This is a genomic window from Lactiplantibacillus sp. 3062 (genome assembly GCF_055413545.1).
This window is the reverse complement of record NZ_JBVAYE010000002.1, coordinates 531,183-550,886: the sequence shown is the minus strand read 5'-3', so window position 1 is coordinate 550,886 and position 19,704 is coordinate 531,183. Positions and strand designations below refer to the sequence as shown.

16 protein-coding genes are annotated in these 19,704 nt (G+C 44.3%); 10 read left to right on the top strand and 6 right to left on the bottom strand.

Going from position 1 to position 19,704, the window contains the following annotated elements; all coding sequences use genetic code 11:
* Together ACWQAU_RS05620 and ACWQAU_RS05615 are read left to right on the top strand one after the other, a co-directional pair.
* Nucleotides 1-981: a 3'-5' exoribonuclease YhaM family protein gene (locus ACWQAU_RS05620; RefSeq protein ID WP_003643103.1), complete on the top strand. Its 981-nt coding sequence runs from the start codon at nucleotides 1-3 to the stop codon at nucleotides 979-981.
* Between the two features lie 317 nt (nucleotides 982-1,298).
* Nucleotides 1,299-2,537, top strand: coding sequence for a hypothetical protein (locus ACWQAU_RS05615; RefSeq protein WP_013355467.1), 1,239 nt, complete (start codon nucleotides 1,299-1,301; stop codon nucleotides 2,535-2,537).
* A gap of 90 nt (nucleotides 2,538-2,627) precedes the next feature.
* Here the strand turns inward: ACWQAU_RS05615 and ACWQAU_RS05610 are convergent, their stop codons facing one another.
* Both ACWQAU_RS05610 and ACWQAU_RS05605 read right to left on the bottom strand, forming a co-directional pair.
* Complete coding sequence (locus ACWQAU_RS05610) at nucleotides 2,628-3,599, bottom strand: S41 family peptidase (protein ID WP_013355468.1); 972 nt, start codon at nucleotides 3,597-3,599, stop codon at nucleotides 2,628-2,630.
* A 185-nt stretch (nucleotides 3,600-3,784) separates the two neighbouring features.
* Nucleotides 3,785-4,732 carry a LysR family transcriptional regulator gene (locus ACWQAU_RS05605; RefSeq protein ID WP_003643099.1) on the bottom strand — a complete coding sequence of 316 codons (948 nt, stop codon included), beginning with the start codon at nucleotides 4,730-4,732 and terminating at the stop codon, nucleotides 3,785-3,787.
* Nucleotides 4,733-5,074: 342 nt separating this feature from the next.
* Here ACWQAU_RS05605 and ACWQAU_RS05600 point away from each other — a divergent pair, with 342 nt between their 5' ends.
* From ACWQAU_RS05600 to ACWQAU_RS05590, 3 genes are all read left to right on the top strand, one after another.
* Nucleotides 5,075-5,689 (top strand): NADPH-dependent FMN reductase, encoded by a 615-nt coding sequence (locus tag ACWQAU_RS05600; RefSeq protein WP_003643097.1) that lies wholly within the window; start codon nucleotides 5,075-5,077, stop codon nucleotides 5,687-5,689.
* Nucleotides 5,690-5,691: 2 nt separating this feature from the next.
* A complete protein-coding gene (locus ACWQAU_RS05595) occupies nucleotides 5,692-8,130 on the top strand; it encodes a flavocytochrome c (protein ID WP_022638021.1) in 2,439 nt (812 codons plus the stop codon).
* Between the two features lie 87 nt (nucleotides 8,131-8,217).
* Entirely contained in the window at nucleotides 8,218-8,778 is a 561-nt protein-coding gene (locus ACWQAU_RS05590) for a hypothetical protein (RefSeq protein ID WP_013355469.1), read from the top strand.
* Nucleotides 8,779-8,848: 70 nt separating this feature from the next.
* Here the strand turns inward: ACWQAU_RS05590 and ACWQAU_RS05585 are convergent, their stop codons facing one another.
* The 3 genes from ACWQAU_RS05585 to ACWQAU_RS05575 form a co-directional block, all read right to left on the bottom strand.
* Nucleotides 8,849-9,289, bottom strand: a complete 441-nt coding sequence (locus tag ACWQAU_RS05585) for a nucleoside 2-deoxyribosyltransferase (protein ID WP_013355470.1) — start codon at nucleotides 9,287-9,289, stop codon at nucleotides 8,849-8,851.
* Between the two features lie 390 nt (nucleotides 9,290-9,679).
* Nucleotides 9,680-11,047, bottom strand: a complete 1,368-nt coding sequence (locus ACWQAU_RS05580) for a sensor histidine kinase (RefSeq protein WP_022638019.1) — start codon at nucleotides 11,045-11,047, stop codon at nucleotides 9,680-9,682.
* On the bottom strand, nucleotides 11,040-11,732 hold the full coding sequence (locus ACWQAU_RS05575; RefSeq protein ID WP_021356352.1) for a response regulator transcription factor: 693 nt from the start codon (nucleotides 11,730-11,732) through the stop codon (nucleotides 11,040-11,042). The genes ACWQAU_RS05580 and ACWQAU_RS05575 overlap by 8 nt, the downstream gene beginning before the upstream one ends.
* Before the next feature lie 709 nt (nucleotides 11,733-12,441).
* Here ACWQAU_RS05575 and ACWQAU_RS05570 point away from each other — a divergent pair.
* Complete coding sequence (locus tag ACWQAU_RS05570; protein WP_079111784.1) at nucleotides 12,442-13,107, top strand: phosphatase PAP2 family protein; 666 nt, start codon at nucleotides 12,442-12,444, stop codon at nucleotides 13,105-13,107.
* 24 nt (nucleotides 13,108-13,131) lie between these two features.
* Nucleotides 13,132-14,076: a glycosyltransferase family 2 protein gene (locus tag ACWQAU_RS05565; protein WP_013355474.1), complete on the top strand. Its 945-nt coding sequence runs from the start codon at nucleotides 13,132-13,134 to the stop codon at nucleotides 14,074-14,076.
* Between the two features lie 680 nt (nucleotides 14,077-14,756).
* On the opposite strand, the gene ACWQAU_RS05560 is transcribed toward ACWQAU_RS05565, so the two are convergent.
* Nucleotides 14,757-15,392 (bottom strand): VTT domain-containing protein, encoded by a 636-nt coding sequence (locus ACWQAU_RS05560; protein WP_013355475.1) that lies wholly within the window; start codon nucleotides 15,390-15,392, stop codon nucleotides 14,757-14,759.
* 686 nt (nucleotides 15,393-16,078) lie between these two features.
* On the opposite strand from ACWQAU_RS05560, the gene ACWQAU_RS05555 reads away from it, so the two are divergent.
* The 3 genes from ACWQAU_RS05555 (at nucleotide 16,079) to ACWQAU_RS05545 (ending at nucleotide 19,640) form a co-directional block, all read left to right on the top strand.
* The gene (locus tag ACWQAU_RS05555; RefSeq protein ID WP_013355476.1) at nucleotides 16,079-17,074 is read left to right on the top strand and encodes a glycosyltransferase family 2 protein; all 996 of its coding nucleotides are present in this window, start codon (nucleotides 16,079-16,081) and stop codon (nucleotides 17,072-17,074) included.
* Entirely contained in the window at nucleotides 17,071-19,107 is a 2,037-nt protein-coding gene (locus tag ACWQAU_RS05550) for a membrane protein (protein WP_013355477.1), read from the top strand. The genes ACWQAU_RS05555 and ACWQAU_RS05550 overlap by 4 nt, the downstream gene beginning before the upstream one ends.
* Nucleotides 19,108-19,226: 119 nt before the next feature.
* Nucleotides 19,227-19,640, top strand: a complete 414-nt coding sequence (locus ACWQAU_RS05545) for an NUDIX hydrolase (RefSeq protein WP_013355478.1) — start codon at nucleotides 19,227-19,229, stop codon at nucleotides 19,638-19,640.
* Nucleotides 19,641-19,704: the final 64 nt, after the last annotated feature.

The window sequence follows — 19,704 nt, the reverse complement described above, 5'->3', positions numbered from 1 at the left end:
ATGGCAAAGAAGTTATTTGATTATCAATTAGATGAAACCGTGGATGGCTATTTTTTGTTGAAAGATTCGGAAGTTCGCATCGCCAAGAACGGCAAGAAGTTTTTAGCCATTAATTTTCAGGATACTTCCGGCGAGATTTCCGGGAAGTTTTGGGATGCAAGCGATACAGATGTCGAAAACTTTCAGGCAGGTCGGATCGTTCATCTGAAAGGTAAACGCGAAAACTATCAGGGTAATCCGCAAATCAAAATTCAACAAATGCGGCTCACTCATAGTGGCGAACCGCAAGAAGTGCAACAATTTGTGGAACACGCACCACTAAAGACCGACACGATGGCGGATGAAATCAATCAGTTTGTCTTTGAAATTACTGAACCTAATTGGAATCGAATTGTTCGCCACATGTTAACGACATTTCATGACCGGTTCTTTAGCTATCCCGCGGCGAAGAAAAATCATCACGCGTTCGCCGGTGGCTTAGCTTATCACACGTTATCAATTTTGCGCTTAGCTAAGGCAGTTGCCGATCAGTATCCCCACGTTAACCGGGCCTTACTATATGCCGGTGCGATTTTGCACGACATGGGTAAGACGATTGAAATGTCGGGGCCGGTCTCGACGACTTATACGTTGGCAGGGAACTTGGTCGGTCACATTGTCCTGATCGATGAACAAATCGTGGAGACTTGTCAACAGTTGAAAATTGACGAGCAGTCGGAATCTGTTTTAGTCTTGCGGCATACGATTCTTGCGCACCATGGTTTGTTAGAATATGGGTCACCCGTTCGGCCCCATATTATGGAAGCTGAAATCTTACATGACTTGGACGAGTTGGACGCGTCGATTCAAATGATGCAGACTTCACTTGGACACGCAGAGCCGGGCACGTATACGGAGCGGATCTTTGCTATGGATGGTCGTAATTTTTACCGGCCAACTGGTGATCAAACGAAGGGCGAATTACCAGACGAACAAAACTAACTAAATCGATACGGTGTTTGAAAGAACTGTTGAAATCAATGATTTTAACAGTTCTTTTTGTGACCTTTATTTTTGATGACGAATTCCATTGGGGTGGGTGAGACGGTGCACCATTAATTAGCGTGGGCCGTCATTAAAGATAAAATAAAAATTTTAATTGCAATTAATATCCTGACATGATAAGTTACTACGAGTGATTAGTTGTTATCGTTGACCATTGCATACGTGTTGAATTAGGGCACGTTGAGCAGTATTGGCGTGCACGATGCGCGTAATCTAGCGGCCAGACTGATTGATTAAACGATAATCCGGCAACTGTGGCACGTGACGGGACCGTCACAGAGACAAATGATTTAAAATTGCACGCATTAGGGGAGATTATCGGGATGAACGAACACGAAGCATATGTAACGACATTTTATTGGCTCGCGGATTGTTGGTTGGAAACTAGCTATCTGGGACTTGAGGATGAATTTGACGACGATGAAATCGATGACGCCGTCAAGTCACTACTAAATCGGATGCAAGCCGGGGCAATTTATGAGGTAACGGCGGATGATCCAATGTGGCAAGCATGGAAGCGGGCAGTTAGGGCCGTGCTTACGCCCAATGATCATGCTGAACATGAAGTTGATGAGACCGACGGAGATGACGAATTAGTGCTACCAGCTGGGGTACGACCAGAACGTCAATTAGAAGAAGTTCAAGCCTATGCAGCGATGAACGCGTTTTTGCAGGCACAAGATCAGGAATATCTGCAAGAAATTGGTAAACGGGCGGCCACTCAGGTCAGTGGTGCCGGGTGGCAAGTGTGGCGTGCACATCGTCAGAGCATGCATCCGGAGTCTGCCGCCCCGCTGACGTTGACTGCTGAACAATTACCAGCCGTGATGTGGGCCTTTTTCGATAAGTACCAGGATACTGAGGACTCTTTTGAGATTTTTGAATTGGTTAATCAACTTGAACAATGGCAAAAAAGTGCTGATCGAGATTTGGACGCGCAATGGTCACAGCTTGTGGCGAAAAGTCAGATTGATCCGGCCGCAATTACGCTCATGCAGGGCTTGTCGTTAGCGATTGAGTTCTTTGATCAGCTTGAGTGGGACGGTGATTTGACTGCCAAGGCAACTTTGCAGAATAAATTGATGCAACGCACGCTCGATGACACGCTCAATGATGAGACGACAGCCAACTGGGCGGATGCCTGGCAACACTGGGATTTAGCAGATCCGTTGACAACTGAACAGTGGGCCCGACGGTTTGATCCGGCGGACGACTATGAAGAAGATGAAGACGAGAGTGAAGAAGATGGCGCGGCTCGGCCAGCTTGGCAACTTGGTGCGAGTTATAGTACCGTTTTGATTGCAATGCGCTTAGTCGCTTACGGTGTACTGCGGCCTGAGAGTGTGCCTGGTATGGCAACTGTGAAGATGGCGAACCGTGCACTGGCAGCTACCGTCAGTATTGGTATCGTGTTAGTTGCTTGGCTGGTCACAGCTATTCTGATTACAATTGTAATTTGGGGATGGCGGTGGCTGCGTAAGCTGATTTTTTAGTGCAGCTGAACGGCCAACTGAATCACAATAGTGCCGATTGACTAGGCTGAAGTTTGTGAATCTAGTAGTTGAAGCTGAAAGGACGGGGTGTCAGTGGTAGTGCTTCATGATGGTTCGTAACTCGGACAGAAAGTCGGCATCTAAATGGGGCGATTGTCCTAATTGTAATGGTGCCAATGGCTGATATAACGTTGGTATGTCTGGCTTTAACGGCTGGTTATTGAAGTATTGCTGACCATGGATTTTGACGGTCGCTTTGAGCGTGCCAATCGTCATGACGGCCACGGCGGTATTTAAAAAGACGCCACCATTGAGACTAGTATATCCAGCGGAAGAACGCCCAACTAAAGTAACGTGCGGGTTACGTTTTAGCGCCATGATGGTCACCTCCGCGGCACTCGCTGTCTGGTTACCAATAATGGCATAAATATGACGAAAGTGGGCCGCTGTTGGTTGCGAAAAGTTAAAGTCATCTTGACCAAGTCCACCAGTGATGCGGCCATGGTACATCACACGCGGCCGGTTGCGATGATGGTTCGTGATGCCGGTGTAGAGGGTGCCGTCTGGAATGATGGCGGCCAGGCCAGCAATCATCGGTGCCGAACTACCACCAGTATTGGCTGCGAAGTTTAAGATTAAATCGGTTGTCGGCTTAGTTTGTTTAATCAGGTGCTGGAGTTGTGTCCAATACTGTTTTTGTAATTGGTGCTGACTGCTGTAAAATGCTGGCACATTGATGATGGTGAGGCCGGCACTCAGTGTCTTGGTCGGACGGGTGGCATGTTCAACTTGGCGGAGATTGGCGACGGCGAATGAATGTAAATTTGCAGCGCGCAGAATTTGATTGAGTTGGGTCAGTGACGTGATTTTGCGACCATGATCAGTCGCATGCAGCATGGCTTGCCATTGCGGGCGATGGTTGATAATGCCATATTTTGACATGTAGGTGATAGCCGGCATAGCGTTGAAGGACGCACGGAGCCGATTAGAAGCGGAAAGACCAAACGTTAGGACTATCGAAATTAGACCTACCAGTCCGTAACGGCATTTATTCGTTATCATGATAAGCCATCCTTACTTTTCGTGACTAGATTAGCATGTATTGGTTAGCTAAATTGTAGGCGTGGCGTCAAAATTTCGCAACGAAAAGCATATCTTAACTGATGCGTCTTTGAAATAATGGTTCCTGTTAAAATACCCATCTACATTGGCCGTCTTAACGGCTAAGTAGATGGGTATTTGTTGTATCATGAAATTGTTGACGATTGTGCCAGATCGGCTTCTAACTGGGTTAAGAAGATCGTCACCAAGTCTTTTTCCACCTGGTTCAGTGAATGCTCGGCTGGAAAGGCAATGAAATAATTCAGGGACATTAACGCTTGGGGCAAAGGTAAGATGTTATAGCGTTCTGGATCAGGCTGGGTATGCACACTGTCTGGTAAAAAGGTAATACCCAGTCCAGCAGTGGCTAGTTTGGTGATGGTGGCGGTATTCGTGCTCTCAATTACGATATTCGGTGTCACGTTGTGCTTTTGTAATAAGTAGTCAACTTGGCGTCGAATCGATGACCCGTGGGGAGACAAAACTAGAGGCGCTTGTAGCAGGTCGTTAAGGGGTAGCGCTCCCGGATTAATGAAGGCCTGATGGGGTTGGTACCAGTTGACGGTGTTCGGGATAATCGCGTAGTACCCGTCCCGACCGCGGTCATAACTTTCAAGCCCCGGCGCGATGGTTTCCGGATTTTGACCAATTAAGAAGTCCAGCTCACCGTGGAGCACGCGCTGTTCGTTGCGACTAGCGATATCTTCGGTTAATTCGATCTTAGTGGCCGGGTGGGCTTTCAAAAAAGCAGGTAAAAATAGGGGCAATAAGTAATAGCCGAGGCTAGATAAGACGCCCAGCCGAATTACTTGCTGGTTGGCATGTGTGTATTGCCTAATTTGCTTATTAAAGTAATCCTTCTCGTTTTCGAGCGCCGTCAAATATTGATAATAAGTCCGCCCAGCCGTGGTCAGTCGCAGTGGCGTGACTTCACGATTGATGATGGTGACGCCCAATTCTTTTTCAACATTGCGGATGCTTTGGGTGAGGTAAGGTTGTGAAATGTAGAGATCTTTAGCCGCCCGGGTAAAATTGCCGTGCTTGAGCAACACATCTAAAAACCGTCGCATTTCGCTGGAATCTGATTTTGGCATAAAGCGCCTTCCTCTCGCATTGTGATTAGGTGAGTATTCGTTTGATTGCTGATTTGGTCATGTTGAGTTAGTTGCATCGCCATAAGGACGTTCAAAACATGTTCAATAAGTTCTGTCAACATCCTGGCGATAGTGGCAAATAGCATTATGACCAACCATTTTAACGTAATTAATTTTAACGCGAATCGTCGACATAGTAAATTTGTTATCGGGGTATAGATAAATAAATATTTCACAAGCAGAGCGCTTTCACTTACACTAATCAGTATTAAGAGTGGCCAATCATTCAATAGCTACTCGTCGAAAACGACTGTTTAAATCATCCTGAAAGGATCTGAAATTATGAAATTTGTTGGGATTGTTGGGACGAATGCAACCAAATCGACCAACCGGCAGTTACTGCAATATATGCAACGGCATTTTCAGCAACAAGCCACGATTGAAATTTGTGAAATAAAAGATTTACCGGCTTTTAATGAACCGGAAGACCGAACAGCACCAGTAGCAATTCAACAGCTCAGTGATAAGATCACCGCAGCAGATGGCGTGATCTTTGCCACGCCGGAGTATGATCATTCAATTCCGGCCGTACTAAAAAGTGCAATCGAATGGCTGTCATATACCACGCGGCCGTTAATTAATAAACCAGTTATGATTGTTGGGGCCTCGAACGGCTCACTGGGAACCTCACGCGCTCAAGCGCACTTACGCCAGATTTTAGAAGCGCCGGAATTAAAAGCACTGGTGATGCCAAATATTGAATACTTACTAGGCCGTTCACTACAAGCTTTTGATGATCAGGGCGACCTGACTTATCCGGATAAAGTTCAGGAATTAGACAATGCGTTTGGCGAATTCATTGATTTTGTAGATTTAACGAATAAAATCATGCCGTCGAGTCAGTTTTTCGAAAAGAGTAAGCAGTTCTCGTGGCGGCAAGTGACTGGGGAGGAATAAACATGAAATTTGTTGGAATTGTTGGAACGAATGCTCAGCATTCGTACAATCGGATGTTGCTGGAATTTATGCAACGACATTTTGCGACACAAGCCGAAATCGAAATTTTAGAATTGACTGATGTCCCGATGTTTGATGAATCGAATGATCAAACTGACAGTACCATCATTCAAAACTTTGCCACTAAAATTGCGACGGCTGACGGGGTTATCATTGCCTCACCGGAACACAATCATTCCGTGCCTTCCGCGTTGAAAAGCATTATTGAATGGTTATCATTCAAAATTCACCCATTAGATGGTCAAGCAGTAATGATTGTTGGGGCTTCATACAGCGTCCAAGGATCGTCACGCGCGCAACTACACCTGCGTCAGATTTTAGACGCTCCCGGTGTTAACGCCAGTGTCATGCCCGGTTCAGAATTCTTATTAGGTCGTGCCCAAACGGCTTTTGACGATCAAGGTAATTTAAAGGTGCAAGGGACGGTTGATTTTCTGGACAGTTGTTTTGCAAAGTTTCAGAAGTTTGCGACCATCGTCGCCGAGATGCGGGCACCAGAAGCGCTTAGCTTTGCCCCGGGTACTTATCAGGTGACGGCCACTGGACATAATGGCGAATTGCCAATGCGAGTGACCCTCTCCGCTGACCGGATTGAAAATATTGAAATTGATACCAGTAGTGAAACGCAGGGGATTGCCGATGTGGCTTTTGAACGCATTCCCAAGGAGATTATTGCGGGTCAAACGCTCGCTGTTGATGCGATTTCCGGGGCTTCAATTACCAGTCATGGTGTTATCGATGGGGTCGCTCGTGCGGTCAAAGAAGCTGGTGCCAATCCTGATGATTTGAAGAAACGGCGTGCGACTAAGCAGGTCGCTCAACCTGCTGTCAAAGAAGTGACGACTGATGTCGTAGTGGTTGGTGCTGGTGGGGCTGGTATGACGGCAGCGGCCAAAGTGTTACAGGCTGGTCATCAAGCCGTTGTCCTAGAAAAATACCCAGCTGTCGGTGGTAATACCGTTCGCGCTGGGGGGCCCATGAATGCGGCTGATCCGGATTGGCAACGACAGTTTGTAGCTTTGCCAGGTGAAAAGCAAACGTTGAAGGATCTGAGTGAGCGTGATGAAAGTACAATTGCACCTGAATATCGGGCTGATTTCCGTAAATTGAAACAGCAGATTGACGCATACCTGACTGCCAATACCAATCAAAAGGGCACCTTATTTGATTCAACCTTGTTACATCGGATTCAAACTTATTTAGGTGGTCAACGGACTGATTTGAACGGTCAAGAGATTCACGGTCAGTATGATTTGGTAAAAGAATTGACGGATAACGCCCTGGATTCAGTCAAGTGGTTACAATCGATTGGTGTGAAATTTGATGAAAGCCAAGTGACAATGCCAGTTGGAGCCATCTGGCGGCGCGGGCATAAGCCAATGGGCGATCTAGGGTTTGCTTACATCAAGACTTTACGGGCCTTTGTTGAACAACAGGGTGGTACGATTATGACGGAAACGCCGGTAAAAGAATTACTGGTGACAGATGGGCAAGTTCGTGGCGTCATTGCGACTAATGCGGCTCATGAGAAAGTTATTGTCCATGCTGATGCGGTGATTTTAGCTTCTGGTGGTTTCGCAGCGAATACTAAAATGTTACAAAAGTACAATACGTACTGGACGGCCATCGACGATGATGTCAAGACGACTAATTCACCCGCAATGACTGGTGATGGAATTCGGCTAGGGACTAGTGTTGGTGCAGCATTAGTTGGGATGGGCTTCTCACAAATGATGCCGGTATCTGATCCGGAGACCGGCGAATTATTCAGTGGGCTCCAAGTGCCACCGGCTAACTTTGTGATGGTAAACCAGCAAGGAAAACGGTTCGTCAATGAGTACGGCAGTCGTGATGAGTTAACTCAGGCGGCCATTGATAATGGGAGTCTTTTCTATTTAATTGCCGATGATGAAATTAAAAAGACGGCTTACAACACGACACAAGCTAAAATTGACCAGCAGGTGGCGAATGGGACCTTGTTCCGTGCTGATACTTTGACAGATTTAGCGCAACAAATTGGCATGGACCCGGCAGCCCTGACCAAGACGATTGCGGATTACAATCGTTACGTTGATGCCGGCGAGGATCCTGAATTTCATAAGACAGCCTTTGATTTGAAAGTTGCCGTGGCACCATTTTACGCAACGCCGCGTAAACCAGCAACCCACCACACGATGGGGGGCTTGAAGATTGATCCGGATGCTCACGTTTTAAATACGGACGGTCAGATTATCGACGGGCTATACGCGGCGGGAGAAGTAGCCGGCGGAATTCACGCGGGTAACCGGCTAGGTGGTAACTCGCTTAGTGATATCTTTACGTTCGGTCGAATCGCGGCTGCTCATGCTGTTGCTGAGCACGTTGATCCGGTGACGGCCTAAGGCAATTATTAAGTCGCTACGTTGGTTGAGTCGTGTTAGTGTATAATCGACCGTAGAGAGAAGCAGATCGACAAGGGAGATTATCACATGCAAAAACCAATGCCAGTCGCGGTGACGAACATTGCGGACAATATTACGCACCAACCAGCTTATATGACGATTGTTTTAAATGATCACAAGTATTCGACCGCGCGCAAAAAGACGCCGTTTATCTTGAAAGCGTTGAATGAGGGCGCGGCTGCTCATGGGCGTTTGACGATCACGCCTAGTCGGCTGAGTTTGGCCGATGAGCGCGGCACAGTCTTTCAAACCTTGGCGCCAATACCCACAGTCATCACGGACATCGAGCTGGGATTGTATCGCTCAATCGTGCGGCAACTTGGTAATGGCGTACGAATGAAGGCCCGTTATACATTGGCGGTGACGTTGACCAGCGATACCGCTACTTATCAGATGTTAAATACCGATTTGTCAGTGTTGAAACCGCTGTTGGCTTGGATCACCGACTTTCATCTTCACTTAACCGATTCGTTACAATTGGCAACCAGTGATATCAACTGGCCCAATTTGACGGATGATCAATTTGAAGCATTGACAAAGGGCACCCCGTACTTTGCTTGGCAACAGACGATTGGGGCCCACTGGTAAGCAAAGTTAAGAACTACAAAATATGAAGCCAGACTTTCGATAATAGTCGAAAGTCTGGCTTCGTTTTTTATTATAAAATTTCACCGATAAAGTCGCCTTTAGGTAATTGTTGGAAGTCGTAAGTTTCAAAATCACTCACTTGTTTGGTATACCAGTGTAAGCTTTCGGTAATCATCAGGTTGACGGCCTCATCTTTTTCCTGCAAGGCGATGATGGGCAAGTCGCGCATGGTAGCCACACCTAGCTCGTAGGCGGTACCAGAATCTAAGTTTTTGGCTTCAAAGTCTAAGACAGTCACGATGACTTGCGCGGCTGCGATTTGGGCCATATCGCGGTGGAAAATTTCGGTCGCCCAAGTTTTGGTGAACTGTTCGGCTTGAGCGTCCTGGTGTAGACGTGGTGAATAAAAATCCATGACGGTTGGATTTTGCGCTAAAGCTTCCTCAAGTTGTGTGACCCGCGTCACTTGTTCGGGACTGAAAAACGGACTAGCAATATAAATTTGTGCCATGAAGATACTCCTTAAAGTTAATTTAGTAAAAAGACTAATGGCTTAATTTTAGAGATTTTGGGGGTCAACGTCAATTTGTTTTTAACTACTAGCTTGTGGCCACAGATCAATCCGGTCAAGTTTCGAAGGCAGCAACGCTACCACAAACGAGCGAGAATCACCAGAGCTTGCTCATTGCAATACTTGGACATGCCGTATTGTTGTTGATGCTTGTATGGTTACCAGCTAAATAAGTTATTATTTGACTGAAATTAGGATACAATGGATTTAGAGTTATAAAATGGGCCTTCAGAAATTATGAAGGTCCATTTTTGTTAGCTTAAATGAATTGTTGCGGTTAATAATAAGTCTGTCACTTAATTTTAAATAAACGGGTTTTGAAGATGCTGGTTACTTAAGTTGTCGTGCTAAATGAATTGTAAAAATTGTGCCATGAGGCAGGTTGTCACTAACGCTGATTTGGGCTTGATTAAGTTCAGCAAGCCGGGCAACGATTGCTAAACCCAAGCCGGTTCCAGGAATTGCTTGTGAACGCGCCTGATCAACGCGATAAAAACGCTCAAAAACATGGCTTTTGTCCACATCACTGATACCAATTCCTTGATCAGCAATCGTAATAGTTGGTTGGTCGTTCTGAATAGCAACAGTGACTTGAACTGTGCCACTTTCCGGTGAGTATTTACTAGCATTGCTGAGCAAGGCTAGTAAAATTTGTTGTAAATTGGCACTATTGAAGTAGGCGTTCGTTGGGGTCAACGCCATGGTGATAGTTTGTGGCAAACTTGTTTCATAATTGGTAACCGTTTCACGGATAACTTTGTCAACACTTTGGTAACTTAAGGTCGCTTCAGTATGATCCATGCGAGTTAGTTGTAATAGATTCTCAACGAGCGTCTGCATTCGTATTGATTCGTGATCAATGAATTTTAATGATCGAGAAATGACTTCTGGGTGTTCTTTTCCACGCCGGTTAATCAAACTAATATGTCCCCGGATGGCTGTAAGGGGGGTTCGTAACTCGTGTGATGCGTCTGCCACAAATTGATGATCGCGCAAGACTTGTTTGTTGAGTGATTGTAGCAGTTGATTGATTTCTACGCCGAGATCATGAACTTCTGTTGGCTCGATGGGAACGGGTAACGCCTCATGATAGGAGATGTTTTCTGCATGATTGATTTGGGCTGCTGCGTTCGTCAATGCTGCCAATGGTCGGTTTAGTCGGCGAGCTAACCAGGCGGTAATCAGGTAACCCAGAATGCCACCAATAATAATAACTAGTAATAAATCTTCTAATATCAAACGAAAAATATGAATGACATCATGAAGGCTAGTCCAAGTCTCATAGTAAATATGACGACTTTCAGCTCCAGAGCGGTAAAAGAAACCAAAACCATTACGGTAACGAATATTGTTGAATCCAGGGACCTGCCATTCCTTGGCGTGCAAGAATTTGCGCGCGTTCGGTGAATAGAAGATTTGATGTTTTTGGTTGGAAATCTTAGTACTAACTTTAACGTAAGTATCTTTAGTATTAATTGGACTATTCATTTTCCATTGCTGCCAGTCGGGCGCATCATCAATAAACGAACGTTTCAGACTGGTTATGAGAATTTGGGCATCGTCCATTCGATTTTTAGTTAAACGATAACCAACGACACCGGCAATTGAAACACCTGTCAGAAGAATTATCAGTAAAATTATTACGGTAAATGTCCGGGTGATTTGGGCAGCATTGGATTGACCACTAAAATTACGCATGAGTATCATCTCGCAGGCAGTAGCCAACTCCGCGGACGGTATGAATCAATTTTCGCTGGGTATCCGTATCGATTTTATGACGTAGATAGCGAATGTAGACATCAACGATATTTGGTTGACCCTCAAAATCAACGCCCCAAACTTGGTCTAACAATTCATCACGGGTAAAAGTGATGGGTGCATTTTTCATTAGCGTTAATAAGAGCTCATATTCACGCTGAGTGAGTTGAACGAGATGATGGTTACGTTTAACTTGGCGAGATTTAGTATTTAACTCTAAATCGGCAAATTTGTACACTGCTTGTAAGTTTTGTTGTTGGTCAGCGTGCCGTAAAATAACGCGTACTCGGGCAAGCAATTCTTCAGTATCAAAAGGCTTTGTAATGTAATCATCGGCACCACCGTCCAAACCGGCAACTTTATCGCTGACGTAATCACGGGCAGTCATCATAATGACTGGAATTGTATCGTGTTTACGTATGCGCCGAAGCACTTCTAAACCATCCATTTTTGGTAGCATCCAGTCTAGAATAATTAAATCGAGATCGTCTTGGTTTTGCTGGTAGGTCGTAAAGGCCGCTTGTCCGTCCGTAGCAGTTAGAACTGCGTAGTCTTCGAAGGCCAGCTCCTGTTGTAAAAAATCAATCACACTAGCTTCATCATCAACTAATAAAATTTTTGGCATATAAAGGGCTCCTTGAAATGATGTATTTTTAATAAATCCATTGTTGTATTAATGTCCAATCTTTAGTATAAGCAATTTTGTGAAAAAATGGACCCTAGTGAACCTGAAAACCTTCTGAAATTTTCTCATAATAGTTGTTAGATCATTACTGAGAAAAACTAATAAAGTTCTGATTTGCTAGTGCTTTTTCGAGCATCGTCGACTGTGTACAATTTAAGCAGTCAAGATTGGGGTGATTAACATGCTAACTTTTATTAGTCAGTTGGCGATTGTTGCAACAACTCACATTATCAAGCTAGGACCGATAGTCGGATGGGTTATTCTAGTTGTTTTGGGATGCGGCTACTTAGCGTTAATAATGCGTTACAAACGGCCATATTAAGGCCCGTAGTCAACAATACTCGATTTCTGGAATTGTTTTTTGCTGAGAAAAATTCAGGAGCTCTTCATTGCAGGTGAGGATTGTTTGTCAATGGTGCCATAAGGTCGCGTTAATTAATTGATGGTGAGTTTCTCGATTATCACACGATCATCATAATCGAGTGTCAACTAAATCATGCTGAAAATTTAGTTTAGTGGCAGATAATTATTTAGCTGTCAAAGCGTTAAGCCGGTATGGTGACTGACCGATTTTAGTAAGAAAAATAAGCTTTAAATCAAAATAGACATTAGTATATTGTTTATCTTTAATCTAAGAGGAGTGAAGATTGTGTTAGCACGGAATGGAAATGAAACCAAAATTGCCTGGTCCTTTTGGGGGGCTTTCGGTTTCTTAGCAATTTTGGTAGGTCTGAATGCGGATGTTATTCAAAATATCGATAACATTGTTTTTAATAGCTTGGTGCGTATAGACAATCCAAGTTTGACGGCTATGTTTAAGATAGTTGCATTATTAGCTAGTCCAGCAGTCTCAGTATTAATTATTGTTATTTTCAGTGGTTGGTTGTATCTGAATCATCAGCGCACCTTGGGATTATTAGCTCTCACTACATTACTTGGTGGAGATACGCTAGCATTAGGATTCAAATATCTTGTTCATCGCGCACGACCAGTACAACCACTAGTGACGGATAGTGGTTATAGTTTTCCTAGTGGCCATGTGTTTGGCACCATCTTGTTAGTGACGATTTTATTAGCGATTGGGTTGCCATTTATCACCTCCAGTTGTAAACGGGTAAGTCTGATTGGATTAGGGGTGGTGTGGATACTAATTGTGATGATTTCCCGTGTCTATTTACGAGATCATTATGCTTCGGATACAATTGGTAGCTGGTTATTAGCATGCGGTTGTTGGTATCAAGCAAAAGCGTGGTATGGACGATGGCGTTGTCATGTTCAAGATTATCTGATGCATTTATTCCACCGACATTTTTGAAGCATGTAAAGGAGCATTCAGTAAATGAAAAAGATTTCAATTATTGTTCCCTGTTATAACGAACAAACAGCTATCCCTTTGTTTTACAAAGCTGTTCAGCAAGTTTATCAAACTCAAATTCAGCCACTTTGGCCACAGTACCAGCTAGAATATTGGTTTATTGATGATGGTGCGACGGATGAAACATTAGTGACGTTGCAACAGCTTGTTTGCCAAGATTCAGACCATGTCCATTACGTCTCGTTTTCGCGCAATTTTGGTAAAGAAGCCGCACTATATGCTGGTTTACAACATGCTACAGGTGATTTAGTGGTTGTGATGGATGTCGATTTACAAGAGCCACCAGCATTGTTGCCGCAGATGATGAGTGGTGTGCTAACGGAACAATATGATGTTATTGGCGTTAAGCGGCTTGATCGTCAGGATGAACCCGTGATCTGTTCTTTGTGTTCACGGTTGTTTTACTGGTTTATCAATCAAATTTCGATGACTAAGATTGAACAGGGTGCTCGAGATTACCGCATGATGACACGACAGGTCGTGGATGCAGTGTTAGATATGCCTGAGTATAATCGTTTTTCAAAAGGCTTGTTCAGTTGGATTGGATTTCGGACGAAGTATTTAAGTTATGAAAACCAGGAACGCGTGGCCAGCACCACCCACTGGTCATTTTGGAATTTGGTCAATTATTCGATTGATGGCGTAATTGATTTTTCAGATAAACCGCTAGCAATGGCATCGTTTTTAGGCATTATTTCATTTATAATAGCTATTGGCGCCTTGATTTTTATTGTGGGGCGTGCCTGGTTATTTGGCGATCCAACTGGGGGCTGGCCATCATTAGTCGCAATTACTTTGATGTTGGGAGGTTTGCAACTTTTCTGTTTAGGGATAGTTGGTAAATATATTAGTAAAAGTTATTTGGAGTCAAAACGGCGGCCAATTTACATTAGTAAGGATGAGCGGTAACCTGGTGACCTATTGTATAGGCGAGACGTACGTTTCTTGAAATTGGATATAGCAATTTAATTTAAAACAATTGAATGCGTTCACAAATGATAAAATTTGGAAATGGCATTTAGTTGTTTTTATTTGTCAATATATTGATGGATACTTTCAATCTAATTATCGATATTCAGAATTTTAGTATGTTTTAAGCAGTATGGAGATGGTAAAGGTAAGTGTAATCTAGAGGCCTATGGATGGATCTGATAATAAAGTTATTTGACATAGAAGCTGAAAATTAGAAATTGATTTGAGGTGTGTCAGTGGATACTTTGCTGCGAGACTAGGCAATTGAATTTTGACGACTTGTCTAGTGTATTCAATGAGTAGTCAATGGATTTAAAAAGGTGAGCGTTCAGGAATTTAGTGCTTTAAAATTAAGTGAATTTTTCCATTTTGCTATTGTACGGCCTGATTAGGATCATTTTATCCATGTGTTAGCCACAATTGAACGATTTAGCAATAAGAAATATGAAACAGCTAGTGATATGGATCGAACTAATGGATTTGTCTTGACGTAGAACTTACAGTGTATATAAAAAAGCACTCCTAACTGAAGTGCCCAACAATGATTAATGAATTAGAAAGGTTGAAACTAAGTTATTTTAAGCAGCCTAACGTTTCAGAATAAGCAATTTTAATTATTAGGCTGAACGACTTGTTAGTAAACTAATTCCAGCTGGAATTAAAGATATTATGACGATTAATAGCATTATTAGTTCAAAATTTTGTTGTACAATGCTGATGTTGCCAAAAAGGAAACCAGCACCGATTGCAATTGAAATCCAGGCAATACCACCTAGTAGATTGTATCGGACAAAGGTAGGGTAATGCATGGTACTTATTCCGGCAGTAAATGGAATCAGTGTCCGAATGATTGGTACAAAGCGCCCAAGAAAAATTGCAAGACTACCATGATCGGCAAAAAAGGTTTGTGATTCCTGAAGGTACTTAGGCTTAATCCAACGACTGAGACGCGGGCTGTGCAAGACATGCGTACCAAAACGCTTGCCAATTTCAAAGTTACAACTATCACCGAGCACAGCTGCGACAATTAGGGTACTAGATAAAACCCATAAATTGAGTGGGTGGGCTGGTAAGGCTGTCAAAGATCCACAGAGAAAGAGGATGGAATCACCAGGTAAAAATGGAAAAACAACGAGGCCGGTCTCAATAAAAATAATGAGGAATAGGCCACCATAGATCCAAGGCCCCATACTATTAATAAGCTGTGGCAATTCGGTATTCAGATGGAACAGGATTGTCAAGATTGACGTCATATTAATTACCTCACTTTCGTTACTATCATATCGAATTGCTGGGAAGACCACCCCTTAGACTGATTGAAAACTTCCTGAATAATTCTCAGAAATGGTGGCAGTTGTGATTTGCTAGTGGACAAACGACTGAAAAAATTCTAGTGAGGAGAAGGAGTACGAATTTATAATCGAGAGTGGTGTAGTTACCAATTAATTTATTATTGCAACTATGATGTCAGATGAAATTGTTGGCAATTTTTGTTCCAGTCAGTGCTACTACTAACGATTTTGGTGGGTGTTAAAGATAGTTGTGAGTTCGGAAAATTAGTTAATGATCCCCGTCAAAATTGTTGATTTGTTTGAATTGCGAAGAAGATATTGGTACTATCGGTTTAACTATTAGGTCGCTCAATCGCTAATTGTTGTTTGAGCTAATTGCGTGGTGATTAGTAATTGACGGATTAAATATGTTTAGTATTTCTTCTTTTTGACATGGTTTGGTAGGTTCTTTTAGCAGATTTCTCTAGTTATTACTGATGCAAGTATATGGGGAGATTATAAGATAATCAAATAGCAGAAATGATGAAAATAACCTGAGACTTTTTCAGATGTTGTTTCATTGAAACAACTGTCGATGAGACTAAACGATGACTATACTGAACGATAAGTATTAAATGTATTATTTTAGTCATATTGGGGGAATTAGCATGCAAAATCCACGGTTAACCATTATTGTGCCTTGCTACAATGAAGAAGCGGTGTTACCTAAGTCTACACACATCTTGGATGGTATTTTGACGGATCTGATCCAACACAAACAGGTCAATGCGGCGAGCAAGTTATTATTTGTTGACGATGGTAGTCAAGATAAGACTTGGAAACTGATTAAATCGTTGGAAAAACAGTATTCAACCGTGACGGGTCTTAAGTTTAGTCGTAATTTTGGTCATCAAAACGCGTTGATGGCTGGGATGCAGGTCGCCAGTCCGACTGCTGAAATAGTCATTACGATTGATGCTGATTTGCAAGATGACCCACAGGTGATCCCAGAAATGGTGGCACGCTATCGTGCTGGTAGTGATATTGTATTAGGTGTCCGCAATGATCGAAGTAGTGATTCACTTTTCAAACGATGGACCGCGGACGGCTTTTATCGGCTAATGAAGCGTATTGGTGTGCAATTAGTACCTAATCACGCCGATTTTCGATTGTTAAGTCAACGGGCAGTTCAGGCACTGTTAACCTATGAGGAAACCAATTTATTCTTGCGTGGAATCGTACCACGACTAGGTTTTCCAACAACTAAACTTTATTATCATCGCCAACCACGTTTTGCGGGTGTTTCAAAGTATCCATTACGTAAGATGGTGGCTTTTGCTTTTGATGGGATCACGTCATTTTCAATCGCACCGATTAAAGTAATTTTATTGTTCGGTATGGTGATTAGTGGCGGTAGTTTGATGATGATGCTATATGCGTTAATACAAGGATTACTAGGGACCGCAACGAGTGGCTGGTCCTCACTCATGACAAGTCTATGGTTTTTAGGTGGGATGCAATTGATTGGTATTAGTATTGTTGGCGAGTATGTAGGGAAAATTTTTGCGGAAGTCAAGCACCGGCCCCGCTATATTATTGAAACGGATGATTATACGGCAACTCAACAGCCAGCTATTGTAAATTCGCAACGGGTGCACGGATGAAGGCCGTGGTTAAGAGCGTCAATTGGCTGGCGGCCGCGGTATTGGTCGTCGCAGTCGGCATGGCGTGGTTGCAACCGATTCACTTCTTCGGCAACCCGGACTGGGCGTCACCGGTCGTTCAATTAGCCATGGTTCTGGGATTATTGGTCATGACGATGGCTGGCCGGCAGGTGCTCAAACAGTTATCATCTCGTCAGTATCGTTGGCTGTTGATTGGGCTGGTCGGCTTAATCGCCATCGTGCAAATGCTGATTGCCACTAGTTTTGTGGACGTGGCGCGGGCCGACCCGTTTTTCGTTCGGCAGCAGGCACTGTTATTAGCGCGGGGTAGCCATCATTGGCAACATTATTTTATGATTTATCCCAATAATGTGAATTTTACGTTATTAGTTGCGAATCTGCTCAAGCCATTATTGAAACTGACGCAGACACCCTGGGTATTATTAAATGTCATCCGATTTATCTGGATCGATACCGGACTAATCAGTGGGTTATATTTAATAAACCGTTGGCGTTACTGGCGACCGGGGGCGGTCTCATTTAGTTTGTTGTGGCTCGTCAGCGTTCCCGTGGCCGCATTTGGACTATTTGCATACACGGACGCCCTCGTTTTGCCGCTACTTCCAGACAGCTTGGCCTTGCTCACACTCGGACTAAGCTTAACCGGCTGGCGTCGTTGGGGCGTTTTGATTGGTGATGGGTTATTGGTGGCCGTGGGCGTGGTGATGAAGACTAATCTCATTGTGCTCTGGCTCACTCTCGTATTGATGGGAGTCATCTTGTGGTGGCAACGGCAATTCAGTGGTCGGCAAATGTTAGGCTGGCTCGTCAGTTTAGTGATGACACTCGGGGTGATGTTTGCGGTGATGCGGACTGCCCAACAGCAAGCGGGTTATACGCGCCAAGTTGATGCCGTCTTACCGGCAACCAGCTGGATTGCGATGAGCCTGAACCCCCAAAGCTCGGGTGAGTACCGACATGCCGATTTTGCGCGCGTTAATCAGATGCCAACTGCGGCGGCCAAGCGCCAACAGACCCAGCAAATGATTCAGCAGCGGTTACATCAGATGGGCGTTACGGGGACCCTCGTACATTTACTCAAAAAGATGCGGGTCTTCTGGGCGACTGGCGATTTTGATAGCTTTAAGTTGACCACTCAGTGGATTCGTGCACCCCGCTGGTATTTGAATCATCAACGCCAGCTTCAATTTTGGCTGGTTCTAATGACGCAAACGATTTACCTGACGATGCTGGTGCAAGCAATCGTGACTTTGATGAGGCGGCGCGAGTGGGCCGTGACGTTCGTTGCCCTGGCAATTCTCGGTTTAACGGCTTTTCATGTCGGACTTTGGGAAGTAGAAGGGCGCTATGCGTTGCCACTACTACCGGGATTGATGCTTCTCAGTATTGTGGGTGGTCGTGAGTTGCCGGTGTGGCACCTTAACCGAGTAATGCGGCGCCAATTGACGTGGTTGGTCGTCGTATTGGCGGCAATCAGTGTGGTCAGTTTGTGGCAGACGAGTCGGGCGACGCGGATTACTGATGTGGTACGTGGCAATCAGGGCAATGGGCGTTATGTTGTGTCCACGGTTCAAAAAATTAGACCGGGTCAAGCTGTTACTACGCCGTTAGCCGTTAGTGGTAAGAGTAATGTTTTACGGTTGAAGCCAGTTGCGACGCATGGGCGCGTAACAATTACCTTGACTAAGGAGACGCATGTCGTCAAACGGTGGCGGGGCTCGGCCAATGAGCTGACCACTTTGAATTATCCGTTGACAGCGGCGGGCAATCTGCGATTAGCGATTAAAAACACTGGTCAGACGCCCGTCCGGTATGGCGTGATGGCGGCCAACTACAGTCCGTTAACAGGCCGGGTGACGGCTAAGCGGCACGCGTACTTACAAGTCGTGATAAAACAGCAGTTTATTAAGCCGCACGCGTTAACGACGGGTGCCGCCAGTCTAGCAGTTGTCGGCTGTGTGGCGCTGGCAACCATTTTGTCGTTAGGTCGGTTACGGCCAGAAACTGGATAATAAAACTTGAAGCGAAAGTCTTAATAACTGGTGTTGCCAGTGTTGGGACTTTTATTTGTGGTTAAACGAAATATAATAGCCGTTAATTTGGGTGACTTATCAAGGTGAGGTGAATTCAAATGGTTCAAATTATTGCGCATACTTTAGTGACTGCCGGGCACGACGTTTTAATTTTAAAACGCAATCAGTTTGAGCGTGGGCGGCCGAATGTTGATGCCAGCTATTGGGATTTTCCCGGTGGGTGTGCATTAGCTAATGAATTACCGCAAGTAGCGGCCAAACGCGAGTGTTGGGAAGAGACTGGCTTGAAAGTTCAAACTGAGCGCGTTATTTGGGAAGATGCCACCTTTGACAAGGCTAAAAATCAGGTGTACACGCGTTTAGTGTATAGTACACAGGCATTCGTTACTAGACCGGCAATCAACTTAGAACTTACTGAACATATGGCCTTTCTTTGGATGAAACCTGAATTAATTTTGACTAATATAAGAATTGTGTCCTATCTAAAACCGATATTAACGCGACTGGTTTAGCAGTTACGGCGACCATTAAAACAACAATCGGACTGCCTAGCAGAATAGCTTGGCAGTCCGATTG

What these genes read in the sequence shown, in the direction of transcription:
- ACWQAU_RS05620 (WP_003643103.1), top strand. Translation starts at nt 1, where the DNA reads ATGGCAAAGAAGTTATTTGATTATCAATTAGATGAAACCGTGGATGGC.
- ACWQAU_RS05610 (WP_013355468.1), bottom strand. Translation starts at nt 3,599, where the DNA reads ATGATAACGAATAAATGCCGTTACGGACTGGTAGGTCTAATTTCGATA.
- ACWQAU_RS05605 (WP_003643099.1), bottom strand. Translation starts at nt 4,732, where the DNA reads ATGCCAAAATCAGATTCCAGCGAAATGCGACGGTTTTTAGATGTGTTG.
- ACWQAU_RS05600 (WP_003643097.1), top strand. Translation starts at nt 5,075, where the DNA reads ATGAAATTTGTTGGGATTGTTGGGACGAATGCAACCAAATCGACCAAC.
- ACWQAU_RS05595 (WP_022638021.1), top strand. Translation starts at nt 5,692, where the DNA reads ATGAAATTTGTTGGAATTGTTGGAACGAATGCTCAGCATTCGTACAAT.
- ACWQAU_RS05590 (WP_013355469.1), top strand. Translation starts at nt 8,218, where the DNA reads ATGCAAAAACCAATGCCAGTCGCGGTGACGAACATTGCGGACAATATT.
- ACWQAU_RS05585 (WP_013355470.1), bottom strand. Translation starts at nt 9,289, where the DNA reads ATGGCACAAATTTATATTGCTAGTCCGTTTTTCAGTCCCGAACAAGTG.
- ACWQAU_RS05580 (WP_022638019.1), bottom strand. Translation starts at nt 11,047, where the DNA reads ATGCGTAATTTTAGTGGTCAATCCAATGCTGCCCAAATCACCCGGACA.
- ACWQAU_RS05575 (WP_021356352.1), bottom strand. Translation starts at nt 11,732, where the DNA reads ATGCCAAAAATTTTATTAGTTGATGATGAAGCTAGTGTGATTGATTTT.
- ACWQAU_RS05565 (WP_013355474.1), top strand. Translation starts at nt 13,132, where the DNA reads ATGAAAAAGATTTCAATTATTGTTCCCTGTTATAACGAACAAACAGCT.
- ACWQAU_RS05560 (WP_013355475.1), bottom strand. Translation starts at nt 15,392, where the DNA reads ATGACGTCAATCTTGACAATCCTGTTCCATCTGAATACCGAATTGCCA.
- ACWQAU_RS05555 (WP_013355476.1), top strand. Translation starts at nt 16,079, where the DNA reads ATGCAAAATCCACGGTTAACCATTATTGTGCCTTGCTACAATGAAGAA.
- ACWQAU_RS05550 (WP_013355477.1), top strand. Translation starts at nt 17,071, where the DNA reads ATGAAGGCCGTGGTTAAGAGCGTCAATTGGCTGGCGGCCGCGGTATTG.
- ACWQAU_RS05545 (WP_013355478.1), top strand. Translation starts at nt 19,227, where the DNA reads ATGGTTCAAATTATTGCGCATACTTTAGTGACTGCCGGGCACGACGTT.